Source organism: Marinibaculum pumilum, from assembly GCF_042646425.1.
Lineage (GTDB): Bacteria > Pseudomonadota > Alphaproteobacteria > Ferrovibrionales > Ferrovibrionaceae > Marinibaculum > Marinibaculum pumilum.
Map to the genome: position 1 here is coordinate 62,500 of NZ_JBHRTR010000037.1, position 25,749 is coordinate 88,248.

The following is a 25,749-nucleotide window of genomic DNA, read 5'->3' on the forward strand; positions in this document are numbered from 1 at the left end:
GTTGCACATAAGTGGGGCCTGCGCGCCGCCGGGTCAAAACCTTCAGGCCGCGCCCGCATCTTCCGCCGCGACGGTGCCGGCCGCGGTCTCCGCGATCAGCCAGTCGACCACCGCGCACAGCGCCTCCGCCGGCGTGGCGCCCTGTGCCAGCGCATCCTCGCGCACCTGCCGCTGGCGGTCGGCCGAGGTTCCCCGTGCCACGATCGTGCGTGCATGCCGTACCTCCTCCAGGCAGCCGAGCCGGCGGGCATCGGGCTCCACCAGCATGATCAGTTCCTCCACCAGGGCGGACAGCGGCAGCCGCTCGCCCTTGCCGAAATCGACCAGCTGCCCTTCCACCCCGTAGCGCTGCGCCAGCCAGCGATTCTCCGCGATCAGGCTGCTCGGATAGATCCGCCAGCGCTGGTTCAGCTGCCGCAGCCGCCACAGCATCGACAGCAGGCAGGCATAGAGGGCGGCCACGCAGACCGCGTCCTCCAGGGTCGTGCACATGTCGCAGACCCGCAGCTCCAGGGTGGGATATTTGGAGGACGGCCGCACATCCCACCAGATCTTGCTCTCCTCCTCGATCAGCCCGGCATCGATCATAAGCCGGACCATGCGCTGGTAGGCGGCATGGGTCTCCATGCGGTCCGGCAGGCCGGTGCGCGGCAGCGAGTGGAACACTGACAGCCGGTAGGACTTCACCCCCATATCCTCGCCCTGCCAGAACGGCGACGAACCGGTCAGCGCCAGCAGGTGCGGCAGGAAGTAGCTGACCTGGTTCATCAGGTCGATCCGCAGTTCCGGGTCGTCCAGCCCGACATGGACATGCTGGCCGCAGATCAGCAGCCGGCGGACCACCCCGCCCAGGTCGCGGGCGATCAGGTCGTAGCGCGGCCCCGGCGTGTGGCGCTGGTCCGACCAGCGGGCGAAGGGGTGGGTGGAGGCGGCGATCGGCGCCATGCCGAAACGCGCGGCGGTGCGGGCGATGGTGCCGCGCAGGGTGGCTAGTTCGTCGCGCGCCTGGGCGACGGAGGTGCAGACCGGCGTATCGACCTCGATCTGGCTCAGCAGGAACTCGTTGTGCACATGGTTCCCCAGCGCGTCGCGGCAGGCGGCCATGAAGTCCGGCGGCGGGTCGGTGACCGCGTTCCGCGTGGTGCGGTCGACGAGGATATATTCTTCCTCGATCCCGATCGTCTCGCCCGGCCCGGTCATACCGGTTCGTCCCCGGATGCCAGCCGGGAGAAGGGCGGCGGATAGAGCTCCAGGCTGCGGCGCAGGACCAGGGCCAGCCGGTGGGCCCAGGCGGTGGCGCCGTCGCGCGTGTCGATCAGGTCCTGGCGCAGCTCGAACAGGACATGCGGCAGGCCCGGCATCTCCGCATGCCGGCGCATGGTCAGGCCCTCGGGCTGCCTGGCGCTGTAGGGCTGGTTGTCGCCGACGCAGAGGCCGTCATCGGCCCGCAGCAGGTCCATCACCGGGTTTGCCAGGCGGCCGTCGACCTCGTTCCACAGGATGCCGACATGCCAGGGGCGTTCCCGGCCCTGGAACACCGGCGTGAAGGAATGCACCGAGACGATCGCCGGCGGATGGCCCAGCCGCGCCTCGGCACGGGCGATCATGCCGGCCACCGCGTCGTGATAGGGCGCGGCATAGAGCCGGTTGCGGCGGGCCTTCTCCGCCGCGGAGAGGCCTGCATTGCCCGGTACCGCGGTGCCGTCGCTTTGTTCCGGGAAGCGGGACGGATCGTCCTCCGCGCGGTTGCAGTCGACCAGCAGGCGCGAATAGCCGGACAGCACGGCCGGCGCGTCCAGTTCCGCGCTGAGCGCCCGGGTGACGTCGGCCGCGCCGATGTCCCAGGCGATGTGCCGGTGCAGTTCGGCAGGATCCAGGCCGAGGCTGCCCGCCTCCGGCGGCAGCGCCCGGGAGGCATGGTCGCAGACCAGGACGAAGCGGGCGCCGCCGTCCGGCGCCAGGCAGGTGAAGGGGCTGTCCTGCGCGGCGGCCGGACGCCCGGTATCCGGTATCCTCTCCATGCCCCCGGTGATAGCGGAAAGCCGCGCGGGCCGGAAGCTGGCGCCGCGGGGGCGGCTGTTCGCAACGGCGGTCAAATCAGCTACACAGGGTCCTGCAGCCGGGGGGCAAAGCAGTTCGGGGGAGTCTCTTGATGGTGCCGGAAGTGCGGAATGTCGCGCAGGCACTTTGCCGTCCGCGGAAGGTCGCGCGCCGCCCGGCGCCGCGCTGGGCCTGCCTCGCGGCAACCCTTGCTCTGGTGGCGGCACTGGCCGGAATGGCGCCGCAGGCCGCCGCGCAGCGTGCGCAGGCGCCCGACCCGGTGGCGCAGGCCGATCCGGCGGACCGCGCCCGCTACGACAGTGCCTTCAAGGCGATGATCGCGGACCCGGCGAACCTGGATAAGACCTTCGCCTATGCCAAGGCGGCGATCGAGGTGGCCGATTACGAGGGCGCCATCGCGGCGCTGGAGCGGATGCTGTTCATCAATCCCGACCTGCCGCGGGTGCGGCTGGAACTGGGGGCGCTGTATTTCCGCCTGGGCTCCTACGAGGCCGCGCGCTCCTACCTGACCACGGCCCTGCAGGCACCGGACGTGCCGGCCGACGTGCGCAGCCGTGTCGATGCCTTCCTGGCGGAGATCGACGAACGCCTCTCGCAGCACCGCTTCTCCGGCAGCGTCTATGCCGGCCTGCGCTTCCAGAGCAACGCGACCAGCGCCCCTGGCGGCACCGGGGTCCGGGCGCTGGGCTTCGACGCGACCCTGGACCAGGAATACACCTCGAAGGCCGACACCAACCTGTTCGTGGTCGGCAATGCGAAGCACAACTACCTGCTGCAGTCCCTGGCCGGGGCCAGTATCGAGAGCACGGCGCTCTTGTACTATGCCCGCCAGCACAAGGAGCGGCGGGTCGACCTCAACGTCCTGGAGCTCACTTCCGGCCCGCGGCTGCCGCTGGACGTGCCGGGCCTGTTCGACGACGGCTCGCTGTACGGCTATGCGATCGGCACCTATGTGGAGCTGGGCGGCGACCGCTATTACAGCGGCCTGGGCGGCGGGATGGAGCTGCGCGCCCTGCCGGCGGAATGGACGAACATCCGCCTCACCGCGGAAAGCCGGGCCAAGCAGTACCATTCCAACAGCGTCCGCCCCCGCAACGACCAGCAGACGGGCTTCACCAGCAGCGTGTCGCTGCGCCTGCGTCAGGGCCTGACGGAGAACCTGGTGGTCAACGGGCTGCTGGCCGCCGCCCGGAACGAGACGGACTTCGACTACAACGACTATACCGAATATGCGGTGGGAATCGGCCTGGACTACCTGTTCCAGCCCGGCTTCATCACCGACCTGGTGGCGGGGGAACTGCCAAAGGACCTGCCATGGGCCACCAGCGTCAGCGTCAGCCGGGTGCTGACCGGCTATGGCGGCCCGGACCCGACTGTTGACCCCGGCACCACGCGGCAGGACCATGACTGGCGGCTGAGCGCGATCACGGCGGTGCCGATCAGCCAGTCCTGGACGGGGATCCTGTCGCTGGGGCGGACGCAGCGGACATCCTCGCTGCCGAACTACCAGTACACCAACACCTCGGTCAGCCTCGGCGCCTCCTGGCGGTTCTGACCGCGGGACCGGCCCGCGCCGGATTGTGACCGCCGCTACGGCACGAAAAAGACATAAGGTCCATATATGTGAGGCTGGCGCCACCGCCGCCGCACGGGCGTGGCTGTCGATCGCCGACAAGGGTTTGCCGATGAGGACAGGAAAGCTGCAGCTTGGACATGGCTTGCGGGCCGCCTCCCTGATCGCCGCGGGGGTCGGGCTCCTGGCGGCGCAGGCGGTGCCATCGCTTGCCGCCAGCAAGATCGGCGTCACGGCCGCGGTCAATCCGGACGCCGAAGGGACGCCGCCCGACGCCGCGACCCGGGTGCTCTATGTCGGCATCGACATGCAGGCCGATGAACGGGTGACGACCTCCGCGGACGGCCGTGCGCAGCTGCTGTTCCTTGACGGTTCCGCAATGAGCGTCGGCCCGAACAGCGACCTGGTGCTGGACCGCTTCGTCTATGACCCCGCCACCGACACCGGCGACCTGGCGGTCACCGTCGGCCGCGGCGTCTTCCGATTCGTGGGCGGCAGGATCAGCAAGCGCGAGGCGGTGAAGATCGAGACCGGATCCGCCACCATCGGCATCCGCGGCGGCATCGCGATGATCAATGTGGGCGATGGCGGCGACGTCCAGTCGAGCTTCCTGTTCGGCGACGAGATGACGGTGACAAGCGCGGGCCAGACGCAGCGCACGAACATGCCCGGCACGGCGATCGAGGCCGGCGCGGGGCAGCCGCCGCAGCCGCCGCGGATCCTGAGCCGCGGCGAGATCACCTCGTCGCTCGCCGCCTTCAACGGCCGCCCGCCGGGCAGCGGGGGCCGGGACGGGGCCGGCGCTGCCGGCGGCCAGGGCGGCAATCGGGGCGCTGCCGGGAATGGCAGGAGCGGGAATGCCCAGGCCGGGACCTCCACCGGCGCCGCGGCGCGGAGCGGAACCCGGCAGGCAGAAGCTGCGCGGAACCTGGACGGCGATTCCTCGAACGACCGGATCGGGGCCGGTGACCCGACGCAGGGGCAGTCCGGCGATGCCGATGTGGATCCGGACCGCGCGTTGGTGAGTTCCGGCGTGTCGGGCAGCGCGTCCTCCGAACAGCCGTCCGGCGTCGATCCGGTCACGCCGGAAGGGCGCCAGGCCGGCAGCACGGCGGGCAGCCGGCCGCCGCCGACGGAGAGCGGCAGCACCGCGGAGGGGGCCGGCGGCCGCTCGGTGGCCGATGCCGGTGCGGAGCGCCGCAGCAGCGAGGACGCGATCGCCGACTTCGGGCGCCTGGAGCAGCAGACCGACCAGACAGTGGCCGAGGGCAGCACCGAGGAGGAGCAGGACGGCCTGCCGGCCCCATCGCCGACCGTCGCCGGCCGCCTGCTGCGCGACCCGGTCTTCGACGGCATCGACACGCAGACCCTGGCGGTTCAGTTCCTGGGCGACAATACGCCGTTCCTCGCCACGGCCGAGGTCGCGGGCGGCCGCATCCGGCCGGTCACAGTCACCGGCGCGGCCTTCGATTTCCCCTACCAGGCGACCGGCAGCGAGTATGCCGTCTCGGCGGCGACGGCCACCGGTCCCTTCGACAGCTTCAGCGGCCGGATGTACGTGGCCGCCGACGGCAGTTTCTGGCGGGTCGCGGGGACAGGGCATGCCGCCGGTGCGGATGGCGGGGCGCATGAGTTCATCCTGTTCGGCGGCACCCAGACGACACTGGCACAGCTGCCCACATCGGGCACCACGGCCCTGGCGATCGGCGGCCTGCTGGCGCCGCTGCCGTTCCTGGGCGGCGACCTGCCGATCGACAGCCAGTCCGCCGGGATCGCCGTGTCGCCGTTCTACCTGCGGCACGGGCCGGGGATCGCCTTTTCGCAGCGCCAGGCGGGTGCGGCACCGCCCCTGGGCTACCAGGCCTCCCTGATGATCAGCGGCACCGGCGCGGCGCAGACCTCGTTCATGGCGGGCGCCGTGGCGACGATCGTGGAGGAGGGCAGCCCCGGCAGCGGCCTGCCGGCGCTGTCGGGCCGCCTGCGCGGCAGCTACAAGGAGGCCGGCCACGACGCGCCGGTGGCGCTGCGGTCCTCCCTGTCCAGCGTCGGTCTGGCCCGGGGCTCCGCGGTCTTCGGCGATGCCGGCCAGTACCTTGTGCTGAATCCGTCCGCCCTGACGATGAACCCGCAGACCGGGCAGGTGACCCGCCAGACCGCGGCCATGCTGGCGCGCCAACCGGACGGCCTGGTCGATACCGACGACGACTATTTCGTGCTGGCCGCCCAGCCCGGCGGCACCACGCCGGACGACTTCCTGCAGTCCCGGACCAGCCGGTCGATGCGGGGCTTCACCGGCGGCACCGGCTTTGTCACCACCGGCGGCGAGACCGGCGGTGCGGTCTTCATCGATACCGGTGCGTTCGGCAGCATGCCGGGCGGCCTGTCGCTGCAGACCGACAGTGCGAACGGCACTGTCACCGCGTCGATGGTGCTGGCCGACGTGCTGGGCGGTTCGGCGCGGGTGCTCTATTTCGGCGGCGACGGCAATGGGACGACGGCGCAGCCGTCCAGCGCATTGATCGACGACGACCGCTACATCGCGCTGGAATCTCCCACCTACAACGCGGTCACCGGCACCGGGCAGACGGCGAAGAGCCAGGACCTGGTCCTGGTCACCGCCGCCTCCGTCGATCCCGCCCAGCTGGGCCTGCAGCCCTGCGAATGCGCCTTCCTGGACTGGGGCTTCTGGTCGGGTGCGGTGTCCCTGCAGGACGACAGCGAGGAGCGCTACCACATGGCCAGCTGGGTGGCCGGCGAACTGCCGTCGCTGGCGCAGATTCCCACAACCGGCACGGCCAGCTATGGCGGCCATATCATCGGCTCGGTCTTCAACGACGGCGCGAACTACATTGCCGCCGGGCAGATGGGGGCGAACTGGAACTTCGCGGAGCGCGCCGGCGGCTTCGAGGTGACCGGCTTCGATGCCGCGAACTATACCGGGCAGCTGGTCTCCCAGGACGGCCGCGCCATCGTCGGTGCCGGGCAGACTGCCGACGCTGCCCGGCAGATGGCGCTGAACGGCGCCTTCTTTGCCGGCGGCGGCAATCCGGTGGCCGCCATGGGCGGGCATTTCATCGTGCAGAACGCCTCGCAGAGCTATGCCGGCGGCGGAACATGGGCCCTGGACCAGGTGCAGTGATCCAGCCGAACCGCCGACCGACCTCATGCCGCAACGCGCCGTCGCCCGCGGCCTCGCTCCTTCTGGCCCTCGGTATCGCCCTGCTGCCGGCCGCGGCGGCCGCGGCGGCCACGGACAGCCGGATCGGCGTCGCCTCCGCCATCAATCCGGAAGCGGAGGGCACGCCGCCGGGCGGCAGCCGCCGGGTGCTGCATGTCGGCATCGACATCCAGGCCGACGAGCGGGTGACGACCACGGCCAACGGGCAGGTCCAGCTCCTGTTCCTGGACGGCTCGGCGATGAGCATCGGCCCCAACAGCGACTTGGTTCTGGATCGCTTCGTCTACGATCCCGGCGACGATTCCGGCGAACTGGCGGTACGGCTCGGGCGCGGCGTCCTGCGCATCGTCGGCGGCCGCATCAGCAAGCGCGAGGCGATCCGGGTGGAGACCACCTCGGCGACGATGGGCATCCGCGGCGGGATCGGCACATTCGCCGTCGGCGAGGATGGCGGGGTCACCGCCGGCTTCCTGTTCGGCGACAGCCTGACGGTCACCAGCGCCGGCGTGACCCGCAGCACCGACCTGCCGGGCACCGTGATCGACATCCTTCCCGGCGCGCCGCCGGAACCGCCGCGGATCATGACCGGCACCGAGGTGACGGCGACCCTGTCGGTGTTCGAGGGTCGCGAACCGCCGCCGGAGCCGGCGGGCGAAGAGGCCGCCCAGGGCAATGGCCGGGACGGTGGCGGACAGCAGGGCGGCGGCAATGCCGATCCGGACGGTGCCCTGCAGCGCTCCGGCCTGTCGGGCGAGAGCAGCGGCGACGGGGAAAACGGCGCGCCGGTCGACGGGGATGCCCGCGTCGCGACCGAGACGCACCTTGATACGGAGAGCAGCCGCGAAGTCCGGCAGCCCGAACTCGTCGTGCTGCGCCGGGACGATGACGATCCCGACGAGCCCGTGGAGGAGGAGCCCGAGGTCGTGGAGGCGGAACCCGATGACGGCGACGCGCCGGAGGATGTGCCGGACGAGGTGGTAGAGGAGGAACCCACCGATTCCGATGCCGTGGAGCGTGCCGGCGATGGCCGCCTGCTGCTGACCCCGCTGGTCACCGCCTACGATCCGGAAACCGGTGCCGCCACCCTCGGCGCGGCCAACAGCGCCTTCATCCGCAGCGCCGCGGAGGTGGGGGCCGACCTCGCCGTTGCCACCGCGACCGGCGGCAGCTACCGCTTCCCGCTGGTCGAGAACGGCGTGGAATATGCCATTTCCGACGCGGATTCCACCGCGCCGCTGGCCGCCTTCTCGGGCCGCATGCTGGCCCTTGCCGACGACAGCTTCTGGCGCGCCGGCGGGCGCGGCACCGCAGGCAGCGCCAGCGCGGGCCAGGACTTCCTGCTGTTCGGCGGCAGCCAGACCAGCCTGTCGCTGATCCCGACGACGGGCAGCACGGCCCTGGCCGTCGGCGGCCTGTTCGATCCTCTGCCCTTCGAGGGCGGCAGCATACCATTCGGCAGCAATGTGACGGGGACCGCCCTGTCGCCGCTCTACCTCCGCTACGGTCCCGGCATCTCCAGCGCCGACCGCACCGCCGGGCTGACCGCGCCGGTGGGCTTCCAGACCTCGCTGATGATCTCCGGCAGCGGCGCGGCGCAGGTCTCGCTGATGACGGGGACGATCCTGACCATCGTTGAGGAGGGGGCGCCTGGCAGCGGCCGTCCGGCCTTTGCCGGCACGCTGGTCGGCAGCCGTCGCGACAGCGCGACCGCAACCCCCACCGCGCTCGCCGCATCGGTGTCGAGCGCCGGCCTGCAGGAAGGCTCGGCGATGTTCGGCGGCAGCGGCCAGTACGCGGTCCTGGATCCCTCCGCACTGAGCCTGGACACGGCCAGCGGGACGGTCAGCCGCAGCACCTCCGCGATGTCCGCCACCGCCCTGGACGGTTCGGCGGCGCAGGGCGAATGGTTCAGCCAGATCGTGCAGCCCGGCGGGGCGACGCCGTCGGGCTATCTGTCCGAACGCAGCAGTCGCTTCATGCGCGGCTTCACCGGCGGGGTCGGCGCGGCACGCAGCGCCGACGGCACGGTGGCCACCTTCACCCTGCGGAACGATCCCGGAGAAATCGCGCCGGGCGGGATCCTGGTCCGCACCGATACGAGCTCCGGCCGGGTGACGGCGGAACTGCGGGTCGAGCGGCAGGATGTCGGCGGCCTGCGCACCCTGCATCTGGGCGGCGACGGCGGCGGCGATCCGGCGACCGCGCCGACCAGCGCCTTCATCGACAATGGCCGCTACATCGCCCGCGACGCCGACACCATGGCAACCTCGGGCAGCACGCAGGCGGTCAGCCAGGCGCTGGTGCTGGTCACCGGCCGGTCGGTCAACCCGGCGGAGCTGTGGCCGGACGCCCAGACCTGCACCTGCGAATATCTGGACTGGGGCTTCTGGTCGGGCGCCACCAGCTGGCCCGACGGGTCGGAAGAGCGCTACCACATGGCGAGCTGGGTGGCCGGCGAACTGCCGGAACTGGTCGAGATCCCGACCTCCGGCAGCGCCAGCTATGCCGGCCAGATGATCGGCGGGGTGATCGACGGCGCGCAGCGCCATATCGCCAGCGGCGACATGAATGTCAACTGGAACTTCGGCACCCGGGCCGGTGCGATGCAGGTCAACGGATTCGATGCTGCCGACTATGCCGGCAGCCTCTCATCGATCGACGGGCGCCAGATCACCGGCGCGGCGGAAAGCGTCGCCGCGGCCAGGACGATGTCGGTCGACGGCTCCTTCTTCAGCGGCGGCGGCGATCCGGTGGCGGCGATGGGCGGCAGCTTCGCGGTGCAGGGGCAGGCGGGCTATTCCGCCGCCGGCACCTGGATGCTCGACCGGACGAACTAGAGCGTTCCCATCTTTGATAGAAGCATTGTCGTTCTCGGGCTTGACCCGAGAACCCATTCCGCAAGCCGATCAGCAGCCGGAAGGCTGGCGGAATGGATCCCCGATCAAGTCGGGGATGACGATTGCGAATGTTGCGCCGCTTCCATCTTTCCCGGGCGCGCTCTAGTGTGTTCCCAGGCTCGGTCGACAACCTGTCGTTCTCGGGCTTGACCCGTCCACGGGCTTCGCCCGTGAACCCCATTCCGCCAGCCGCTCAGAAGCCGCAAAGCTGGCGGAATGGATCCCGGATCAAGTCCGGGATGACGATCGTGGTCACGTCACTGCTTCCACCCGAGCGGGGACCTTTCTGAGCGCTGCGGATAGCGGGCAGGCGGCGATCACTCCGCCGCCCGGGCGGCAGCCTGCGGGTTGCGGAAGGCGTCCAGCAGCTTCTCCCGCTTCGGCTCCGCCGCCTTCATGTTGCGCTCGCGGACATGGCCGAAGCCGCGGATCTCTTCCGGCAGGGAGGCCAGAGCCACCGCGGCGGAATGGTTCTCCGGGGTCAGCTGCGCGGCCACCTCCGCCATCTGCGCCAGATAGGCGTCGCGCAGGGCCCGCTCCGCCCGGCGTTCCTCGGTGCGGCCGAAGATGTCCCAGAAGCCGCCGCGCAGGCCCTTCAGCCGCGCCAGCAGCTTGAAGGCCGGCAGCATCCAGGGGCCGAATTCCCGCTTCTGCAGCTCGCCGGTCGTGGGGTCGCGCTGCGCGATCAACGGCGGCGCCATGTGGAACCTCAGCTTGAATCCGCCGGCGAACTGCGCGTTCAGCTTCTTCTGGAAGCTGCCGTCGGTGTAGAGCCGCGCCACCTCGTACTCGTCCTTGATCGCCATCAGCTTGAAGGCATAGCGGGCGACGGCCTCCGCCAGGGCGGTCTGGCCGGGCACGGCGCGCGCCTCCGCGGCGGCGACCTTGTCGACGATCTCCCGATAGCGGGCGGCATAGGCCGCGTCCTGGTAGTGGGCCAGGAAGGCCTCCCGCCGGGCGCGGATCTCCGGCAGGGTCGCGGCGATGTCCGGCTCGGCCGCCATGCGCTCCGCCTTCGGGCCGATCGCGCCTTCCACCGCCTCGGCATCGATGGCATGCAGCCGGCCCCAGGCGAAGGAGCGCTTGTTCGCCTCCACCGCCGCGCCGTTCAGCTCGATCGCCCGCAGCAGCGCGGACGAGGGCAGCGGGATCAGGCCGCGCTGGAAGGCATGGCCCAGCAGGAACATGTTGGCGGCGATGCTGTCGCCCATCAGCGCGGTGGCGATGCGGGTCGCTTCCAGGAACTCGGTCAGGTTGTCGCCGGCGGCCTCCCGGATCCGCTTCATCACCTTCGCGGTCTGGAAGTCCATGTTGTTGTTCAGGGTGAAGGCCGCGGTCGGCGTCATATGGCTGTTGATCACCGCATGGGTGACGCCGGACTGGATCTTGCCGATCGCCTCCGCGGAGGCGGCGACCACCGGGTCGCAGCCCAGGATCACGTTGGCGCCGCCGGCGGCGATCTTCACCGCATGCAGGTCCTCGTCGCGGGTGGCGATGCGGACATGGCTCAGCACCGCGCCGTTCTTCTGCGCCAGGCCGGTGAAGTCCAGGACCGAGACGGCGCGCTCCTCGATATGGGCGGCCATGCCGACCACCTGGCCGACGGTCACCACCCCGGTGCCGCCGATGCCGGTGATCAGGATGCCGTACGGCTTGTCGACGGCCGGGATCTCCGGCTCCGGCAGATGCGCCATGCGCTCCACCAGGGCCTCGCGCTCCGCCTTTGCCGCCGCATCGACGCCGCCTTCGCTGGCGACCCGTACATGGCCGCCATGGACGGTGACGAAGCTGGGGCAGAAGCCCTTCACGCAGGAATAGTCCTTGTTGCAGGACGACTGGTTGATCCGGCGCTTGCGGCCGAACTCCGTCTCCAGCGGCTCCACGGAGACGCAGTTGGACTTCACCGAGCAGTCGCCGCAGCCCTCGCAGACCAGGTCGTTGATGAACACCCGCTTCGGCGGGTCCGGGAACTTGCCGCGCTTGCGCCGGCGCCGCTTCTCCGCCGCGCAGGTCTGGTCGTAGATCAGCACGGACACGCCTTGCGTGTCGCGCAGCTCGCGCTGCACCGCGTCCAGGTCGTCGCGGTGGTGGAAGGTCACCCCGGCGGCGAAGTCGGTGCCCAGCGGATACTTGTCCGGTTCGTCGGAGACGACGGCGATCCGGCGCACCCCCTCGCCATAGACCAGGTGGGTGATCTGCGGCACCGACAGCGAGCCTTCGACCGGCTGGCCGCCGGTCATCGCGACCGCGTCGTTGAACAGGATCTTGTAGGTGACGTTCACCCCGGCGGCGACCGAGGCGCGGATCGCCAGATGGCCGGAATGGTAGTAGGTGCCGTCGCCCAGGTTCACGAAGACATGTTTTTCGTCCGTGAACGGCGCCTGGCCGATCCAGGGCGTGCCCTCGCCGCCCATCTGGGTGAAGGTCTGGGTCGAGCGGTCCATCCACAGCGCCATGAAGTGGCAGCCGATGCCGGCGACCGCGCGGCTGCCCTCCGGCACCTTGGTGGAGGTGTTGTGCGGGCAGCCGGAGCAGAAATAGGGCTTGCGCTCCACCGGCGCCGCCTCGGACTGCAGCATGCGCTCCTTCGCCTCGACGAAGGCCAGCCGCTCCTCCATCTTCGGCGAGTCGTAGAACCGCTTGATGCGCTGCGCGATCACCCGGGCGATCTGGGCGGGGCTCAGCTCCGCGCTGGCGGGCAGCAGCCACTTGCCGCCCTCGTCGAACTTGCCGACCAGGCGCGGGCGCACATCCTCCCGCCAGTTGTAGAGCTGCTCCTTCAGCTGGTTCTCGATGACGGCGCGCTTTTCCTCGACGACCAGGACCTCTTCCAGGCCATGGGCGAATTCGCGCGCGCCGTCGCGCTCCAGCGGCCAGACCATGCCGACTTTGTAGACCCGCAGGCCGATCTCGGCGGCCTTGGCATCGTCGATGCCCAGATCCTCCAGCGCCTGGCGGACGTCCAGATAGGACTTGCCGGTGGTGATGATGCCGAAGCGCGGCTTCGGGCTGTCGATCACCACCCGGTCGATGCGGTTGGCGCGGGCGAAGGCCAGGGCGGCATAGACCTTGTGGCGCTGCAGCCTGTCTTCCTGCCCCAGGATGTCGTCGGGCCAGCGGATGTTCAGCCCGCCGGGCGGCATCTCGAAATCCTCCGGCAGGCGGATCTGCAGCGCCTCGGCGTCGAGGTTCACGGAGGCCGCGCTCTCCACCGTCTGGGTCACCGCCTTGAAGCCGACCCAGCAGCCGGAATAGCGCGACATCGCCCAGCCCAGCAGGCCGAAATCCAGGTATTCCTGCACGTTCGCCGGATGCAGCACCGGGATCATGCAGGCCATCAGGTCGTGCTCGGACTGGTGCGGCAGGGTGGAGGAGGCCGCGGCATGATCGTCGCCCACCAGGGTCAGCACGCCGCCATGGGCGGAGGTGCCGGCGGCGTTGGCATGCTTGAACACGTCCAGGCAGCGGTCGACGCCGGGGCCCTTGCCGTACCAGATGGAAAAGACGCCGTCGTAGCGGGCGCCCTTGTAGAGATTGGTCTGCTGGCTGCCCCAGACGGAGGTGGCGGCCAGATCCTCGTTCACCCCGGGATTGAAGTGGATGTGGTTGTCCTGCAGGAACTTTCGCGCGCGCCACAGCGCCTGGTCGTAGTTCCCCAGCGGCGAGCCCCGATAGCCGGAGATGAAGCAGGCCGTGTTCAGGCCCGCTGCCAGGTCGCGCTGGCGCTGCAGCATCGGCAGGCGGACCAGCGCCTGGGTGCCGGTGAGGAAGACCCGGCCTTTCTCGAGCGTGTAGCGGTCATCCAGCGAAGCGACGGGCAGGCTCATGGTCGTGCACCTTTCCTCCAGCGGGCTGGCCCTGTCCCGGCGCGGAATTCCCGGCTCGGGATGGCCCTTATTCCGGCGGGCCTGCCGCGGGATCCGCTCCGGATCGCCGCTGCCGGCCCTGGCCCTTCTGCGTGCAGCCATATTGTGCGCGCTGCCGCCATGTACAGGCCGGCCGCATCCATCGGTTAATAGGTAAGCTATGCTGACCTATTTGCCAAGCGGGCCGCGGGCCGAGCCCGGGCCGGATGGTGCGGCAGCGACAGTTTAGGCTGCCTGCGCGGCGCTGGCGAACGGGCGCGGGCCGCCCGCTCGCCTCCCCGCGAACCTCTCCGGGCGGGTCAGACGCCTTCCAGCCCTTCCAGGCTGCGCACCTTGCGGTACAGGGTGGAACGGCCGATGCCCAGCCGCCGCGCCACCTCCGACATCTGGCCGTCATACTTGCGCAGCGCCAGCCGGATCAGGTCCGCCTCCACATCTTCCAGCGACCGGACCTCTCCCTGCCGGTCCAGCGCAGAGATGCTGCCCGTGCCGGCAGCGGCGGCGTCCGCATCTGCCGCCTGCTGCGCGGCGGCGAAGTGATGCACCCCGCCGGGCACCGCGGCCGCGGCGTTCCCGGCCCAGGAGTCCGGTCCGTTGGCGGCTGCCGCGGACGGCACCGGTTGCGGGGCCGCCTGCGGCGCGATCTGCTCGGGCAGGCCGGCGTCCTGCCGTGCCGGGTCCTGGTGAACGGGGGCCTGCGGTGCCGGGGATGCCGGCGCCGCCGCGGCTGCCGGCATCGTCCCGGCGGACTGGACGATCTGGGGGAAGTCCGCCGCCTGCAGGACCGGGCCGTCGCACAGCACCACGGCGCGGAAGATCGTGTTCTCCAGCTGGCGGACATTGCCCGGCCAGTCGAAGGCGGCCAGCAGGCGCATCGCCTCGTCCGCGATGCCGGTGACGGTCTTGCGCTCCGCCACCGCGAAGCTGGCGGTGAAATGTTCCACCAGCGGCGGGATGTCCTCCCGCCGCTCCCGCAGCGGCGGCACATGGATCGGGAAGACGTTCAGGCGGTAGAACAGGTCCTCGCGGAAATTGCCCTGCGCGACCTGCTCCATCAGGTTCCGGTTGGTGGCGCTGATCAGGCGGATGTCGACCTTCACCGGGCGGCTGGCGCCGATCGGGTCGATCTCCCCCTCCTGCAGCGCGCGCAGCAGCTTCACCTGGATGTCGGGCTTCAGCTCGCCGATCTCGTCCAGGAACAGGGTGCCGCCATTGGCCTCCTGGAACTTGCCGACATGCCTGTCGACCGCGCCGGTGAAGGCGCCCTTCTCGTGGCCGAACAGGATGCTCTCGACCAGGTTGTCGGGGATCGCGCCGCAATTGACGGTGACGAAGGACTTGCCGGCCCGCTCGCCGGTGCCCTGGATGGCGCGGGCGATCAGTTCCTTGCCGACCCCGGATTCGCCCTCGATCAGGATCGGGATGGAGGAGGCGCCGCCGCGGCGCGCCAGGTCCATCACCTTCAGCATCGCCGGGCTGACCGCGATCAGGTCGGTAAAGCCCAGCTCGCCCGTCATCTTGCGGCTCAGCCGGTCCAGCTGGCCGGTCAGGGCGCCGACCTTCAGCGCATTGCCGATGGAAACCCGCAGCCGCTCCGGGTTCGGCGGCTTGATGACGAAGTCGTTGGCCCCGGCGCGCATCGCCTTCACGGCGGTATCGACGCCGCCCTGCGCGGTCAGCACGATCACCGGCAGATCCGGCAGGTTGGGCCGCATCTGTTCCAGCACCGCGATGCCGTCCATGTCCGGCATCACCAGGTCCAGCAGCACCAGCCCGATTTCCGCCTGCGCCGGCCCGTTCAGCTCCGCCAGGGCTTCCTGTCCCGAACCGGCCGTGCGGGTCTTGAAGCCTTGCCGTTCGATCAGGGCCGACAGCAGCCGGCGCTGCGTCGGATCGTCGTCAACGATCAGGATCTGTTTCGCCACGTTCTCTGTCTTCCCGCTCCAGGGATATAACCCGACTGGGCGCCCCTTCCGGTCGAATGCCGGGGAACGCACGGCCGTGCGTCGCGGCCGAGCCGCAGCCTGAGAACTGCTATTAACACGTCAGTTACCTCTGTCTCAATATGGGACGTTGGCAGCGGCACTATTTTTCTTCTGCAGGGGCATCCTGTCGCTGCCGCCGGCCCGCCCGGCGCCACCGCTTCGGCCTTTGACCCGTCGCGCGGCGCCTGTATGGTCCGGCCGCGGCGGCCGGCCGCTGGGCCGGTCCTTGTCAGTGCGTGGATCCCATGACCGTCCTGGTAACCGGCGTCGCCGGCTTCATCGGCTATCACCTGAGCGAATCGCTGCTGGCGGCCGGCCGACCGGTCCTCGGCATCGACAACCTGAACAACTATTACGACGTCAGCCTCAAGGAGGCCCGGCTGGAACGGCTGCAGCGGCATCCCGGCTTCCGCTTCCAGCGCCTGGACATCGCCGCGCCGGACGCCTTTGCCGGACTGGACGCCGCGCCGGGCGGCCCGGTCACGGACATCGTGCATCTGGCGGCGCAGGCGGGGGTGCGCTACTCGATCGAGAACCCGATGGCCTATATCCAGGCCAACCTGGTCGGCCATACGGCGGTGCTGGAATTTGCGCGGCACCTGCCGGGGCTGCGGCACATGGTCTATGCCTCCTCCTCCTCGGTCTATGGCGGCAACCGCAAGATGCCGTTTTCGGAAACGGACCCGGTCGACCGCCCGATCTCGCTCTATGCCGCCACCAAGAAGGCGGACGAACTGATCAGCCACGCCTATGCCCATCTCTACGACATCCCGCTGACAGGCCTGCGCTTCTTCACCGTCTACGGGCCCTGGGGGCGGCCGGACATGGCGCTGTTCCTGTTCACCCGCGCGATCCTGCAGGGCGAGCCGATCAAGGTGTTCAACCATGGCCGAATGGAGCGCGACTTCACCTATGTCGACGATATCGTGCGCGGCATCGTCGGCGTGCTGGAGCGGCCGCCGGTGCGCGGTGCCGGCAGCACCGACGCCGAGCAGGAGGATGCCGCGCCGCACCGGGTCTACAATATCGGCAACAGCCGGCCGGAGCCGCTGATGCGGATGATCGGCCTTCTGGAGGCGGAACTGGGGCAGGAAGCACGCAAGGAGTTCCTGCCCATGCAGCCCGGCGACGTGCCGGCCACCGCGGCCGATACATCGGCGATCGAGCGCGACATCGGCTTCCGCCAGACCACGCCGATCGAGGTGGGCATTCCGCGCTTCGTGGCCTGGTACCGCGATTTCTACGGCGTCTAGCCGGGGAGTGAGAGAAAGATGGCGGAGGATCCGCTGAAGGCGGCCGGCCTGGACCTGCCGACGATGGAGAAGATGGTGCGCCTGGGGATTCCCCATTGCGGCGCCCTCGGTGTCACGGTGGAAGAGGTGCGCCGCGACCGGGTCACCTTCGGCCTGCCCTACGACCGCCGCTTCGTCGGCGACCCGGAGCGCGGCATCCTGCACGGCGGTGTGGTCACCACCCTGATCGACACCGTCTGCGGCATGGCGGTGATGGCGAAGCTGATGCGGATCCTGACCATCGCCACCCTGGACCTGCGGATCGACTATCTGGCGCCGGCCCGGGCGGAGGAGACACTCTACGCCACCGCGGAGTGCTACCACACCACCCGCTCGGTCGCCTTCTGCCGGGCCTGGGCCTGGCACAAGGCGGCGAAGGATGGCGACGGCGAGGAGCAGGTGGCGACCTGTGCCGCCACCTTCATGCTGAACTCCGTCGGCAAGCCGCCGATCCGGCGCGACATCGAGGATCAGGTCGCCGCGGCAAAGGCAGGGGATGCCCCGGCATGAGCGCTTTCGTCGAATCGATCCGGCAGGCCAAGGCCAGCGGCGATCCGCGCCAGGTGCTGGCGGCGATCCCCTACCTGGCCTTTCTCGGTATCCAGCTGCGCCACGAAGCCGGGACCGACAGCCTGCTCAGCGTGCTGCCGCCGGCCGATCGGCTGATCGGCAATCCGCGCCTGCCGGCGCTGCATGGCGGTGTGGTCGGCGCGTTCCTGGAATCGGCCGCCCTGGTGCAGTTGATCTGGGCCTCCGAGAATGTCGTGCGCCTGCCCAAGGTGATCACCGTGACGATCGACTATCTGCGGCCCGCCGGCCCGGTGGAGACCGTGGCGCGCGCCGACATCACCCGGCAGGGGCGGCGGATCGCGACGTTGCGGACCGTCGCCTGGCAGCAGGATCCCGATCGCCCTGTGGCTTCCGCGAACGCGCATTTCCTGCTGCCGCCGCCGCCGGAGGAGCGCGACGAACCGGACGCCGGCTGACCGGGAGCCGCCATCGCCTGCGCCCGCATCTCGACCCGCCCGCCATGCCGCCCATATAACCGGGGAGTTCGGTTCCGACAGAGACGGGTTCTTCGATGAGCGGCATAAGGGCAGTGCGGCAGACCGCCGGGGCGGCAGGGCAGGACGGGCAGCAGGAGGGGCAGGCCGCGCTCGGCCGGATGCCGGAATGGGACCTCGGCGATCTCTATCCCGCGCCCGACAGCGCGGAGCTCGAGCGCGACTTCGCGCTCTGCGAGAGCGAGGCGAAGGCCCTTGCCGCGGACTGCGCCGGCAGGATCGGCAGCCTCGACGGGGCCGCCCTGGCGCAGGCCATCCGCCGCTACGAGGTGCTGGACGAGCGGCTCTCACGCCTCGTCTCCTATGCCTCCCTGGTTTATGCCCGCGACGTCTCGGACCCGAAGAGCGGCCAGTTCATGCAGCAGGCGCAGGAGCGCGCCAACGAGATCGTCTCCGGCCTCTTGTTCTTCACCCTGGAACTGAACCTGATCCCGGACGGGGAGCTGGCGGAAAAGCTGAAGGATCCGGGCCTGGCCGCCTACGAGCCCTGGCTGCGCGACCAGCGGGTGTTCCGCCCCTACCAGCTGGACCAGTCGCTGGAGACCCTGTTGCACGAACGGTCGTTGACGGCACGGCAGGCCTGGTCGCGGCTGTTCGACGAGACCACGGCGGCGATGCGCTTCCCGGTGCCGGCCTCCGACGAGGATGGCGCCGCGGTCGAGGAGCTGAGCCTGGAGGTCGCGCTGCACCGGCTGTCGGACCGCGACCCGGCGGTGCGCCGGCGCACCGGCCGGGCGCTGGGCCGCACCTTCCAGAAGGACATCCGGCTGTTCGCGCTGATCACCAACACCCTGGCCAAGGACAAGGAGATCGAGGACCGCTGGCGCAAGCTGCCCGCGCCTGAGACGGCGCGCCACCTGGCCAATTTGGTGGAACCGGAGGTGGTGCAGGCGCTGCAGGACGCGGTGACGGCCGCCCATCCGCGGCTGTCGCACCGGTACTACGCGCTGAAGGCGAAATGGTTCGGCACCGACCAACTGGACTGGTGGGACCGCAACGCGCCGCTGCCGGAGGCGGAGGACCGCACCATTCCCTGGGCGGAGGCGCGCGACATCGTGCTCGACGCCTACCGGCGCTTCTCGCCGCAGCTGGCGGAGATCGGGCAGCGCTTCTTCGACCATCCCTGGATCGACGCGCCGGCCCGGCCGGGCAAGGCAGCGGGCGCCTTCGCCCATCCGGTGGTGCCCAGCGTGCATCCCTACCTGCTGGTAAACTACCAGGGGAAGACCCGCGACGTGATGACCCTGGCACACGAGCTGGGCCATGGCGTGCACCAGGTGCTGGCCGGCGGCCAGGGGCACTTCCTCAGCCAGACCCCGCTGACCCTGGCGGAGACGGCGAGCGTGTTCGGCGAGCAGCTGACCTTCCGCGCGATGCTGGAGGCGGCGGGCCCGCAGAAGCGGAAGATGATGCTGGCCGCCAAGGTGGAGGACATGCTGAACACCGTGGTGCGCCAGATGGCGTTCTACGATTTCGAGCGGCGGATCCACGGCGAGCGGCGGCAGGGCGAGCTGTCGGCGGACCGCATCTCGGAGATCTGGCTGACGGTGCAGCGGGAAAGCCTGGGTCCGGCTCTGCGCTTCGACGCCGATTACGGCAGCTTCTGGTGCTACATCCCGCACTTCGTCCATTCGCCGTTCTACGTCTATGCCTATGCCTTCGGCGACTGCCTGGTGAACGCGCTCTACGGCCTGTACCAGCAGGCGGAGGAGGGCTTTGCCGAACGCTACCTGGACATGCTGCGCGCCGGCGGCGCGAAGCGGCACAAGGAGCTGCTGGCGCCGTTCGGCCTGGATGCCGCCGACCCGGCCTTCTGGGCGCGCGGCCTGGATGTGATCGCCGGCTTCATCGACGAACTGGAAGAGCTGTCCTGAGGGCGGGCGCGGCAGGAAGATCCCGATGACAGACCAGTCCTATCGCGACGACCCGTCGATCGGCGGGCGGGTGCGCCGCTATGCCCGGGTCGGCACTTCGATGGGCGGGCTGGCGGCCCGGCTGGCGGGGGAGCGCTATCTGGGCATGAAGCTCGACCGGTCGGCCCATGCCGCCGATCTGCGCGCCGCGCTGGGGGGGCTGAAGGGCCCGCTGATGAAGGTGGCGCAGATCCTGTCGACGATTCCCGACGCCCTGCCGAAGGAATATGCACAGGAGCTGGCGCAGTTGCAGGCCGATGCGCCGGCGATGGGCTGGCCCTTCGTGAAGCGGCGGATGGCGACGGAGCTGGGGCCCGGCTGGCAGAAGGCATTCGCCAGCTTCGAGCGCGAGGCCGCGGCCGCCGCCTCCCTGGGGCAGGTGCACCGGGCGACCGCGCATGACGGGCGCCTGCTGGCGGCGAAGCTGCAATACCCGGACATGGCCTCCGCGGTGGAGGCGGACTTAAGGCAGCTGAAGCTGATCTTCTCGATCTATGCCCGCTACGATCCCTCCATCGACACCCGCCACATCCATGCCGAGATCGCGGAGCGCCTCCACGAGGAGCTGGACTACGAGCTGGAGGCACGCCACGCCCGGCTCTACGCCGACATGCTGTCGGGCGAGGCCGGCGTGCATGTGCCGGAGGTTCTGACGGAGCTGTCCACCGACCGGCTGCTGACCATGACCTGGCTGGACGGCGCCCGCATGCTGGACCAGGTGGACCGGCCGCAGGCCGACCGCGACCGCATCGCGATGAACATGTTCCGCGCCTGGTACTGGCCGTTCTACGGCTATGGCGTGATCCACGGCGACCCGCATCTGGGCAACTACACCGTGCGCGACGACCTGTCGCTGAACCTGCTGGACTTCGGCTGCATCCGGGTCTTCCCGCCGCGCTTCGTGCGCGGGGTGATCGACCTCTACCATGCGATCGAGCGCGGCGACCGGGACCTGGCCGTGCATGCCTATGAGAGCTGGGGCTTCCGCGACCTGACGACGGAGCTTGTGGACACCCTCAATCTCTGGGCGGCCTTCGTCTATGCGCCGCTGCTGGACGACCGCACCCGGCGGATCCAGGAATTCGCGGCGAAGGTCGGCACCTCCAGCGCGGCGGCGGGCGCCGAGCAGGCGGTCTATGGCCGCGACGTGGCGGAAAAGGTGCACAAGCAGCTGCGCGAATTCGGCGGCGTCACCCCGCCGCGCGAGTTCGTCTTCATGGACCGCGCCGCGATCGGGCTGGGCGGCGTCTTCCTGCGCCTGCAGGCGGAGATCAACTGGCACCGCCTGTTCAAGGAGCTGATCGCCGATTTCGACGAGAAGACCCTGGCGAAGCGGCAGAAGGCGGCGCTGAAGAAGGCGGGGCTGACGGCGCCGGCGGCCTGACGCCCGGTGCCGGCCGCGCCGGGACCGCATCGCCCGTTTCCAGCGCCAGCGCGCGTTGCTATATTGCGGACGAAAGACCTCCCGGCCGGCACGACGCCCGCCGGGCAGGGCAGCGTTTCGCCCGTGGCGCAGGGTGGCCGGCGGGTGCGGATTTTCTTGAGGGGGAGTTGCCTGATGGCCGGTACCGGCGAATACCAGCGCGGGACGATGGATATCACCGCGCAGCGGAAGACCTATGCCGGGGTCATGAAAGCCAGCATGTGGGGGGTGTTCTGGATCGTCGTGCTGCTGATCCTGATGGCCCTCTTCCTGCTGTAGCCGCAGCCGCCCGCAGCACCAGATGAGGATCGCAGTCCTTCGCGAGCGCCGCTCCGGGGAGCGGCGGGTCGCCATCTCGCCGGAAATGGTCAAGAAGTACCGTGCGCTCAATGTAGAGGTCGCGGTGGAGCAGGGCGCCGGGCTGGGCGCCAGCATCCCGGATTCCGAGTTCGAGGCCGCGGGCGCACGCATCGCCGGTTCCGCGGCCGAAGCGCTGGAGGGCGCCACCGTGCTGCTGAAGGTGCAGCGGCCGATCGCGGGCGGCGACGACGAGGCGCAGGCGGGCGGCGACGAGATGGCGCTGCTGCACAGCGGCCTGACCCTGCTGGGCGTGCTGAATCCGATGCAGCATCGCGACCAGGTGCAGGCCTATGCCCAGGCCGGCGTCAATGCCTTCGCCATGGAGTTCATGCCGCGGATCACCCGCGCGCAGTCGATGGACGTGCTGTCCTCGCAGTCCAACCTCGCCGGCTACAAGGCGGTGCTGGACGCCTCCGCCGAGTTCGGCCGCGCCTTCCCGATGATGATGACCGCCGCCGGCACCGTGGCGCCGGCGAAGGTGTTCGTGATGGGCGCCGGCGTGGCCGGCCTGCAGGCGATCGCCACCGCGCGCCGGCTGGGCGCCATCGTTTCCGCCACCGACGTGCGCCCGGCCACCAAGGAGCAGGTGGAGAGCCTGGGCGCCAAGTTCGTCATGGTGGAGGACGAGGAGAGCGCCGCCGCCGAGACCGCCGCCGGCTACGCCAAGGAGATGTCGGAGGCCTATCGCCAGAAGCAGGCGGCCCTGGTCGCCGAGCATATCCGCAAGATGGACATCGTCATCACCACCGCCCTGATCCCCGGCCGGCCGGCGCCGCGCCTGGTCAGCCAGGAGATGGTGGAAAGCATGAAGCCGGGCTCCGTGCTGGTCGACCTGGCGGTGGAATCCGGCGGCAATGTCGCGCTGTCGCGGCCGGGCGAGGTGGTGGAACATAACGGCGTCCGCATCGTCGGCCACCGCAACGTGCCCAGCCGGGTCGCGGTAGACGCCTCCCAGCTCTATGCGCGCAATCTCTACAACTTCCTGTCGCCGCATATCGACAAGGAAAGCGGGGCAATCAGGCTGGATCCCGCCGACGAGACGGTGAGCGGCACGCAGCTGACCCGCGACGGCGCCGTGGTGCATCCGTCGCTTGCCGACGCGCCGGCGACCGGCGGCCAATAGGGGGCAGAAACCAATGAACGGGGGAGCAGCATGAGCGACGCAGCCACCCGCGCGGTCGAAGCCGCCGAGCGTGCGGCCGCGATCGCGCAGGCCGCGGCCAGCCGCGCGGCGGAAGCCGCGGGCGAGGCGATGCAGGCGGCGGAGGCCGCCGGCGCGGTCGCGACCGGGGCGGCCCATGCCGTCGGCGTGGATCCCTTCGTGTTCCGCCTGGCGATCTTCGTGCTGGCGATCTTCGTCGGCTATTACGTGGTCTGGAGCGTCACCCCGGCGCTGCACACGCCGCTGATGGCGGTGACCAACGCGATCTCCTCGGTGATCATCGTCGGCGCGCTGATCGCCGCCGGCCCGGCCGACTACTCGATCTCCAAGATCTTCGGCATCATCGCCATCGCGCTCGCCGCGGTGAACATCTTCGGCGGCTTCGCCGTCACCCAGCGCATGCTGGCGATGTACAAGAAGAAAAAGAAGTAGCGCGATGACAGAGGGCCTGATCTCAGCCGACTGGGCGGCGCTGCTCTACCTGATCGCGTCGATCTGCTTCATCCTCGCCCTGCGCGGCCTGTCCAACCCGGAATCGGCGCGGCCGGGCAACTGGTTCGGCATGGCCGGCATGGCGATCGCCATCGTCACCACCCTGCTGAACGTCGAGGCCTGGTCGCTGATCGACATCTTCGTGGCGCTGCTGATCGGCGGCACGATCGGCGCGGTGATCGCCCGCCGCATCGCGATGACCGCGATGCCGCAGCTGGTCGCCGCCTTCCATTCCCTGGTCGGCCTGGCCGCGGTGATGGTGGCGGCGGCAGCGTTCTACAACCCGGACGCCTATGGCATCGCCGCCGCCGGCGGCGGGCTGAAGGTGTCGTCGGCGATCGAGATGGGGATCGGCGTGGTGATCGGCGCGATCACCTTCACCGGCTCCATCATCGCCTTCACCAAGCTGCAGGGCCTGGTCTCCGGCAATCCGGTGGTGTTCCCGGGCCAGCACTGGCTGAACCTGGCGCTGGGCATCCTGCAGGTCGTCCTGGTGGTGATCTTCGTCGTCGCCGAGGATCCGGGCATCTTCTGGCTGATGACCCTGCTGGCGCTGATCCTGGGCGTGCTGATCATCATCCCGATCGGCGGCGCCGACATGCCGGTCGTCGTCTCCATGCTGAACAGCTATTCCGGCTGGGCCGCCGCCGGCATCGGCTTCACCCTGGAAAACACCGCCCTGATCATCACCGGCGCGCTGGTCGGCTCTTCCGGCGCGATCCTCTCCTACATCATGTGCAAGGGGATGAACCGGTCGTTCTTCAACGTCATCCTGGGCGGCTTCGGCGGCGAAGGGCAGAGTGCGGCCGCGGGCGGACAGGGCGACCGGCCGGTCAAGGCCGGCTCCGCCGACGATGCCGCCTTCATCATGCGCAACGCCGGCAAGGTGATCATCGTGCCGGGCTACGGCATGGCGGTGGCCCAGGCGCAGCACGCCCTGCGCGAGATGGCCGACCTGCTGAAGGCGGAAGGGGTGGATGTCGCCTACGCGATCCACCCGGTGGCGGGCCGCATGCCGGGCCATATGAACGTGCTGCTGGCCGAGGCCAACGTGCCCTATGACGAGGTCTTTGAGCTGGAGGAGATCAACTCCTCCTTCCAGGCCGCCGACGTCGCCTTCGTCATCGGCGCCAACGACGTCACCAACCCCGCCGCCCGCGACGATCCGCAGAGCCCGATCTACGGCATGCCGATCCTGGATGTCGACAAGGCGAAGACGGTGCTGTTCCTGAAGCGCTCGCTGGCCTCCGGCTATGCCGGCATCGACAACGAGCTGTTCTTCCGGGACAACACGATGATGCTGTTCGGCGACGCCAAGAAGATGGTGGAGGATATCGTCAAGGCGCTGGACTGATGCCGGTGCAGGTGGACGGGCCGGCCGGCGAACCCGCGGTTCCGGCCGCCGCTCCTCCTGTTGCGGCCGCTTCCGACTGGAGCAATACCGGCCACGACGACGGACTGGTCTTCGCCCTGGCGCTGGATGGCAGCGGCGGGGCCCGTCCGGTCGACTGGACGGCGGTCCGCAACTGGCCGGCGGAAGGCAGTGGCAGCCGGCAGCTCTGGGTCCATCTGGACCGGATGGCCCCCGGCGCGCAGGACTGGCTGCGCAACGCCTCCGGTCTGCACCCCGTCGCCGTCGCCGCCCTGCTGGAGGAGGAGACCCGGCCGCGCTGCACTGCGATCGGCGGCGGTCTGCTGCTGATCCTGCGCGGCGTGAACCTCAATCCCGGCGCCGACCTGGACGAGATGATCTCGGTGCGGCTGTGGACCGACGGCCGGCGGGTGGTCAGCGTCCGGCGCTACGTCATGTTCGCGATCCGGGACGTGATGGAGCTGCTGCGGGACGGCATCGGTCCCGCCACCTGCCACGGCGTCGCGGTGCAGGTCGCCGCCCATCTGGGCCTGCGCATGGCGCAGACGATCCAGGACCTGACTGAAGGCGTGGACGCGCTGGAGGAGGAGGTGATCGACAATGCGCAGGACCAGGACCTGCGCCGCCGGCTGGGCGAGACCCGCCGGCAGGCGATCGCCTACAAGCGCTACCTGGCGCCGCAGCGGGAGGCGCTGAACGGCCTGTCCACCCTGGCCGGCGGCGAGCTGGACGAGGAGATGCAACTGCGCCTGCGGGAGACGCAGGACCGCTTCCAGCGCTATGTCGAGGAACTCGACGAAGTGCGGGAGCATGCCGCGGTGGTTCAGGACGAACTGGCCAATCTGCGCGGCGAGCGCATGAACCGCAACATGTACGTGCTGACGATCGTCGCGGCGATCATGCTGCCGCTGGGCTTCGTGACCGGGCTGCTGGGGATCAATGTCGGCGGCATACCCGGCGCCGAGGACGAGAGCGGCTTTCTCTGGGTGCTGGGGATCATGGCCGTCCTGGTCGTCGGCCAGGTGATCGCGTTCCGCTTCTGGCGCCTTTTCTGAGGCAGGCAGCGCCGGCTCCCGCCAGGCGCCGGCCATCGCGCGGGCACACATCTCCC

General features: G+C 69.9%; 17 protein-coding genes. 13 read left to right on the top strand and 4 right to left on the bottom strand.

Annotated elements, in window-relative coordinates; genetic code table 11:
• Positions 1-42: 42 nt before the first annotated feature.
• Together ACFOGJ_RS23585 and ACFOGJ_RS23590 are read right to left on the bottom strand one after the other, a co-directional pair.
• Positions 43-1,200, bottom strand: a complete 1,158-nt coding sequence (locus ACFOGJ_RS23585; protein ID WP_379905252.1) for a carboxylate-amine ligase — start codon at positions 1,198-1,200, stop codon at positions 43-45.
• Entirely contained in the window at positions 1,197-2,021 is an 825-nt protein-coding gene (locus ACFOGJ_RS23590) for an N-formylglutamate amidohydrolase (protein WP_379905254.1), read from the bottom strand. Before ACFOGJ_RS23590 ends, ACFOGJ_RS23585 begins: the two co-directional genes overlap by 4 nt.
• Before the next feature lie 131 nt (positions 2,022-2,152).
• On the opposite strand from ACFOGJ_RS23590, the gene ACFOGJ_RS23595 reads away from it, so the two are divergent.
• The 3 genes from ACFOGJ_RS23595 (at position 2,153) to ACFOGJ_RS23605 (ending at position 9,649) form a co-directional block, all read left to right on the top strand.
• On the top strand, positions 2,153-3,616 hold the full coding sequence (locus tag ACFOGJ_RS23595; protein ID WP_379905256.1) for a tetratricopeptide repeat protein: 1,464 nt from the start codon (positions 2,153-2,155) through the stop codon (positions 3,614-3,616).
• 130 nt (positions 3,617-3,746) lie between these two features.
• Entirely contained in the window at positions 3,747-6,773 is a 3,027-nt protein-coding gene (locus tag ACFOGJ_RS23600) for a FecR domain-containing protein (protein WP_379905258.1), read from the top strand.
• The gene (locus ACFOGJ_RS23605) at positions 6,770-9,649 is read left to right on the top strand and encodes a FecR domain-containing protein (protein ID WP_379905260.1); all 2,880 of its coding nucleotides are present in this window, start codon (positions 6,770-6,772) and stop codon (positions 9,647-9,649) included. The genes ACFOGJ_RS23600 and ACFOGJ_RS23605 overlap by 4 nt, the downstream gene beginning before the upstream one ends.
• Before the next feature lie 377 nt (positions 9,650-10,026).
• Here ACFOGJ_RS23605 and ACFOGJ_RS23610 read toward each other — a convergent pair whose 3' ends face one another.
• Together ACFOGJ_RS23610 and ACFOGJ_RS23615 are read right to left on the bottom strand one after the other, a co-directional pair.
• Positions 10,027-13,536 (bottom strand): indolepyruvate ferredoxin oxidoreductase family protein, encoded by a 3,510-nt coding sequence (locus ACFOGJ_RS23610; RefSeq protein WP_379905262.1) that lies wholly within the window; start codon positions 13,534-13,536, stop codon positions 10,027-10,029.
• Positions 13,537-13,874: 338 nt separating this feature from the next.
• On the bottom strand, positions 13,875-15,500 hold the full coding sequence (locus tag ACFOGJ_RS23615; RefSeq protein ID WP_379905264.1) for a sigma-54-dependent transcriptional regulator: 1,626 nt from the start codon (positions 15,498-15,500) through the stop codon (positions 13,875-13,877).
• 305 nt (positions 15,501-15,805) lie between these two features.
• Here ACFOGJ_RS23615 and ACFOGJ_RS23620 point away from each other — a divergent pair, with 305 nt between their 5' ends.
• The 10 genes from ACFOGJ_RS23620 to ACFOGJ_RS23665 all read left to right on the top strand — a co-directional run bounded on the left by ACFOGJ_RS23620 (position 15,806) and on the right by ACFOGJ_RS23665 (position 25,693).
• A complete protein-coding gene (locus ACFOGJ_RS23620; protein WP_379905266.1) occupies positions 15,806-16,813 on the top strand; it encodes an NAD-dependent epimerase/dehydratase family protein in 1,008 nt (335 codons plus the stop codon).
• Between the two features lie 18 nt (positions 16,814-16,831).
• Positions 16,832-17,362, top strand: a complete 531-nt coding sequence (locus ACFOGJ_RS23625) for a PaaI family thioesterase (protein WP_379905268.1) — start codon at positions 16,832-16,834, stop codon at positions 17,360-17,362.
• Positions 17,359-17,838 carry a PaaI family thioesterase gene (locus ACFOGJ_RS23630; protein ID WP_379905270.1) on the top strand — a complete coding sequence of 160 codons (480 nt, stop codon included), beginning with the start codon at positions 17,359-17,361 and terminating at the stop codon, positions 17,836-17,838. The genes ACFOGJ_RS23625 and ACFOGJ_RS23630 overlap by 4 nt, the downstream gene beginning before the upstream one ends.
• Before the next feature lie 179 nt (positions 17,839-18,017).
• Positions 18,018-19,790, top strand: coding sequence for a M3 family oligoendopeptidase (locus ACFOGJ_RS23635; RefSeq protein WP_449288604.1), 1,773 nt, complete (start codon positions 18,018-18,020; stop codon positions 19,788-19,790).
• Positions 19,791-19,815: 25 nt separating this feature from the next.
• Positions 19,816-21,213, top strand: coding sequence for an ABC1 kinase family protein (locus tag ACFOGJ_RS23640; protein WP_379905274.1), 1,398 nt, complete (start codon positions 19,816-19,818; stop codon positions 21,211-21,213).
• A 174-nt stretch (positions 21,214-21,387) separates the two neighbouring features.
• Positions 21,388-21,531 (top strand): aa3-type cytochrome c oxidase subunit IV, encoded by a 144-nt coding sequence (locus ACFOGJ_RS23645; protein ID WP_379905276.1) that lies wholly within the window; start codon positions 21,388-21,390, stop codon positions 21,529-21,531.
• 22 nt (positions 21,532-21,553) lie between these two features.
• A complete protein-coding gene (locus ACFOGJ_RS23650) occupies positions 21,554-22,735 on the top strand; it encodes a Re/Si-specific NAD(P)(+) transhydrogenase subunit alpha (protein ID WP_379905278.1) in 1,182 nt (393 codons plus the stop codon).
• Between the two features lie 129 nt (positions 22,736-22,864).
• The gene (locus ACFOGJ_RS23655) at positions 22,865-23,206 is read left to right on the top strand and encodes an NAD(P) transhydrogenase subunit alpha (protein WP_449288605.1); all 342 of its coding nucleotides are present in this window, start codon (positions 22,865-22,867) and stop codon (positions 23,204-23,206) included.
• Positions 23,207-23,210: 4 nt separating this feature from the next.
• Positions 23,211-24,620, top strand: coding sequence for an NAD(P)(+) transhydrogenase (Re/Si-specific) subunit beta (locus tag ACFOGJ_RS23660; protein WP_379905282.1), 1,410 nt, complete (start codon positions 23,211-23,213; stop codon positions 24,618-24,620).
• Positions 24,620-25,693: a zinc transporter ZntB gene (locus ACFOGJ_RS23665; RefSeq protein ID WP_379905284.1), complete on the top strand. Its 1,074-nt coding sequence runs from the start codon at positions 24,620-24,622 to the stop codon at positions 25,691-25,693. Before ACFOGJ_RS23660 ends, ACFOGJ_RS23665 begins: the two co-directional genes overlap by 1 nt.
• Positions 25,694-25,749 lie beyond the last annotated feature (56 nt).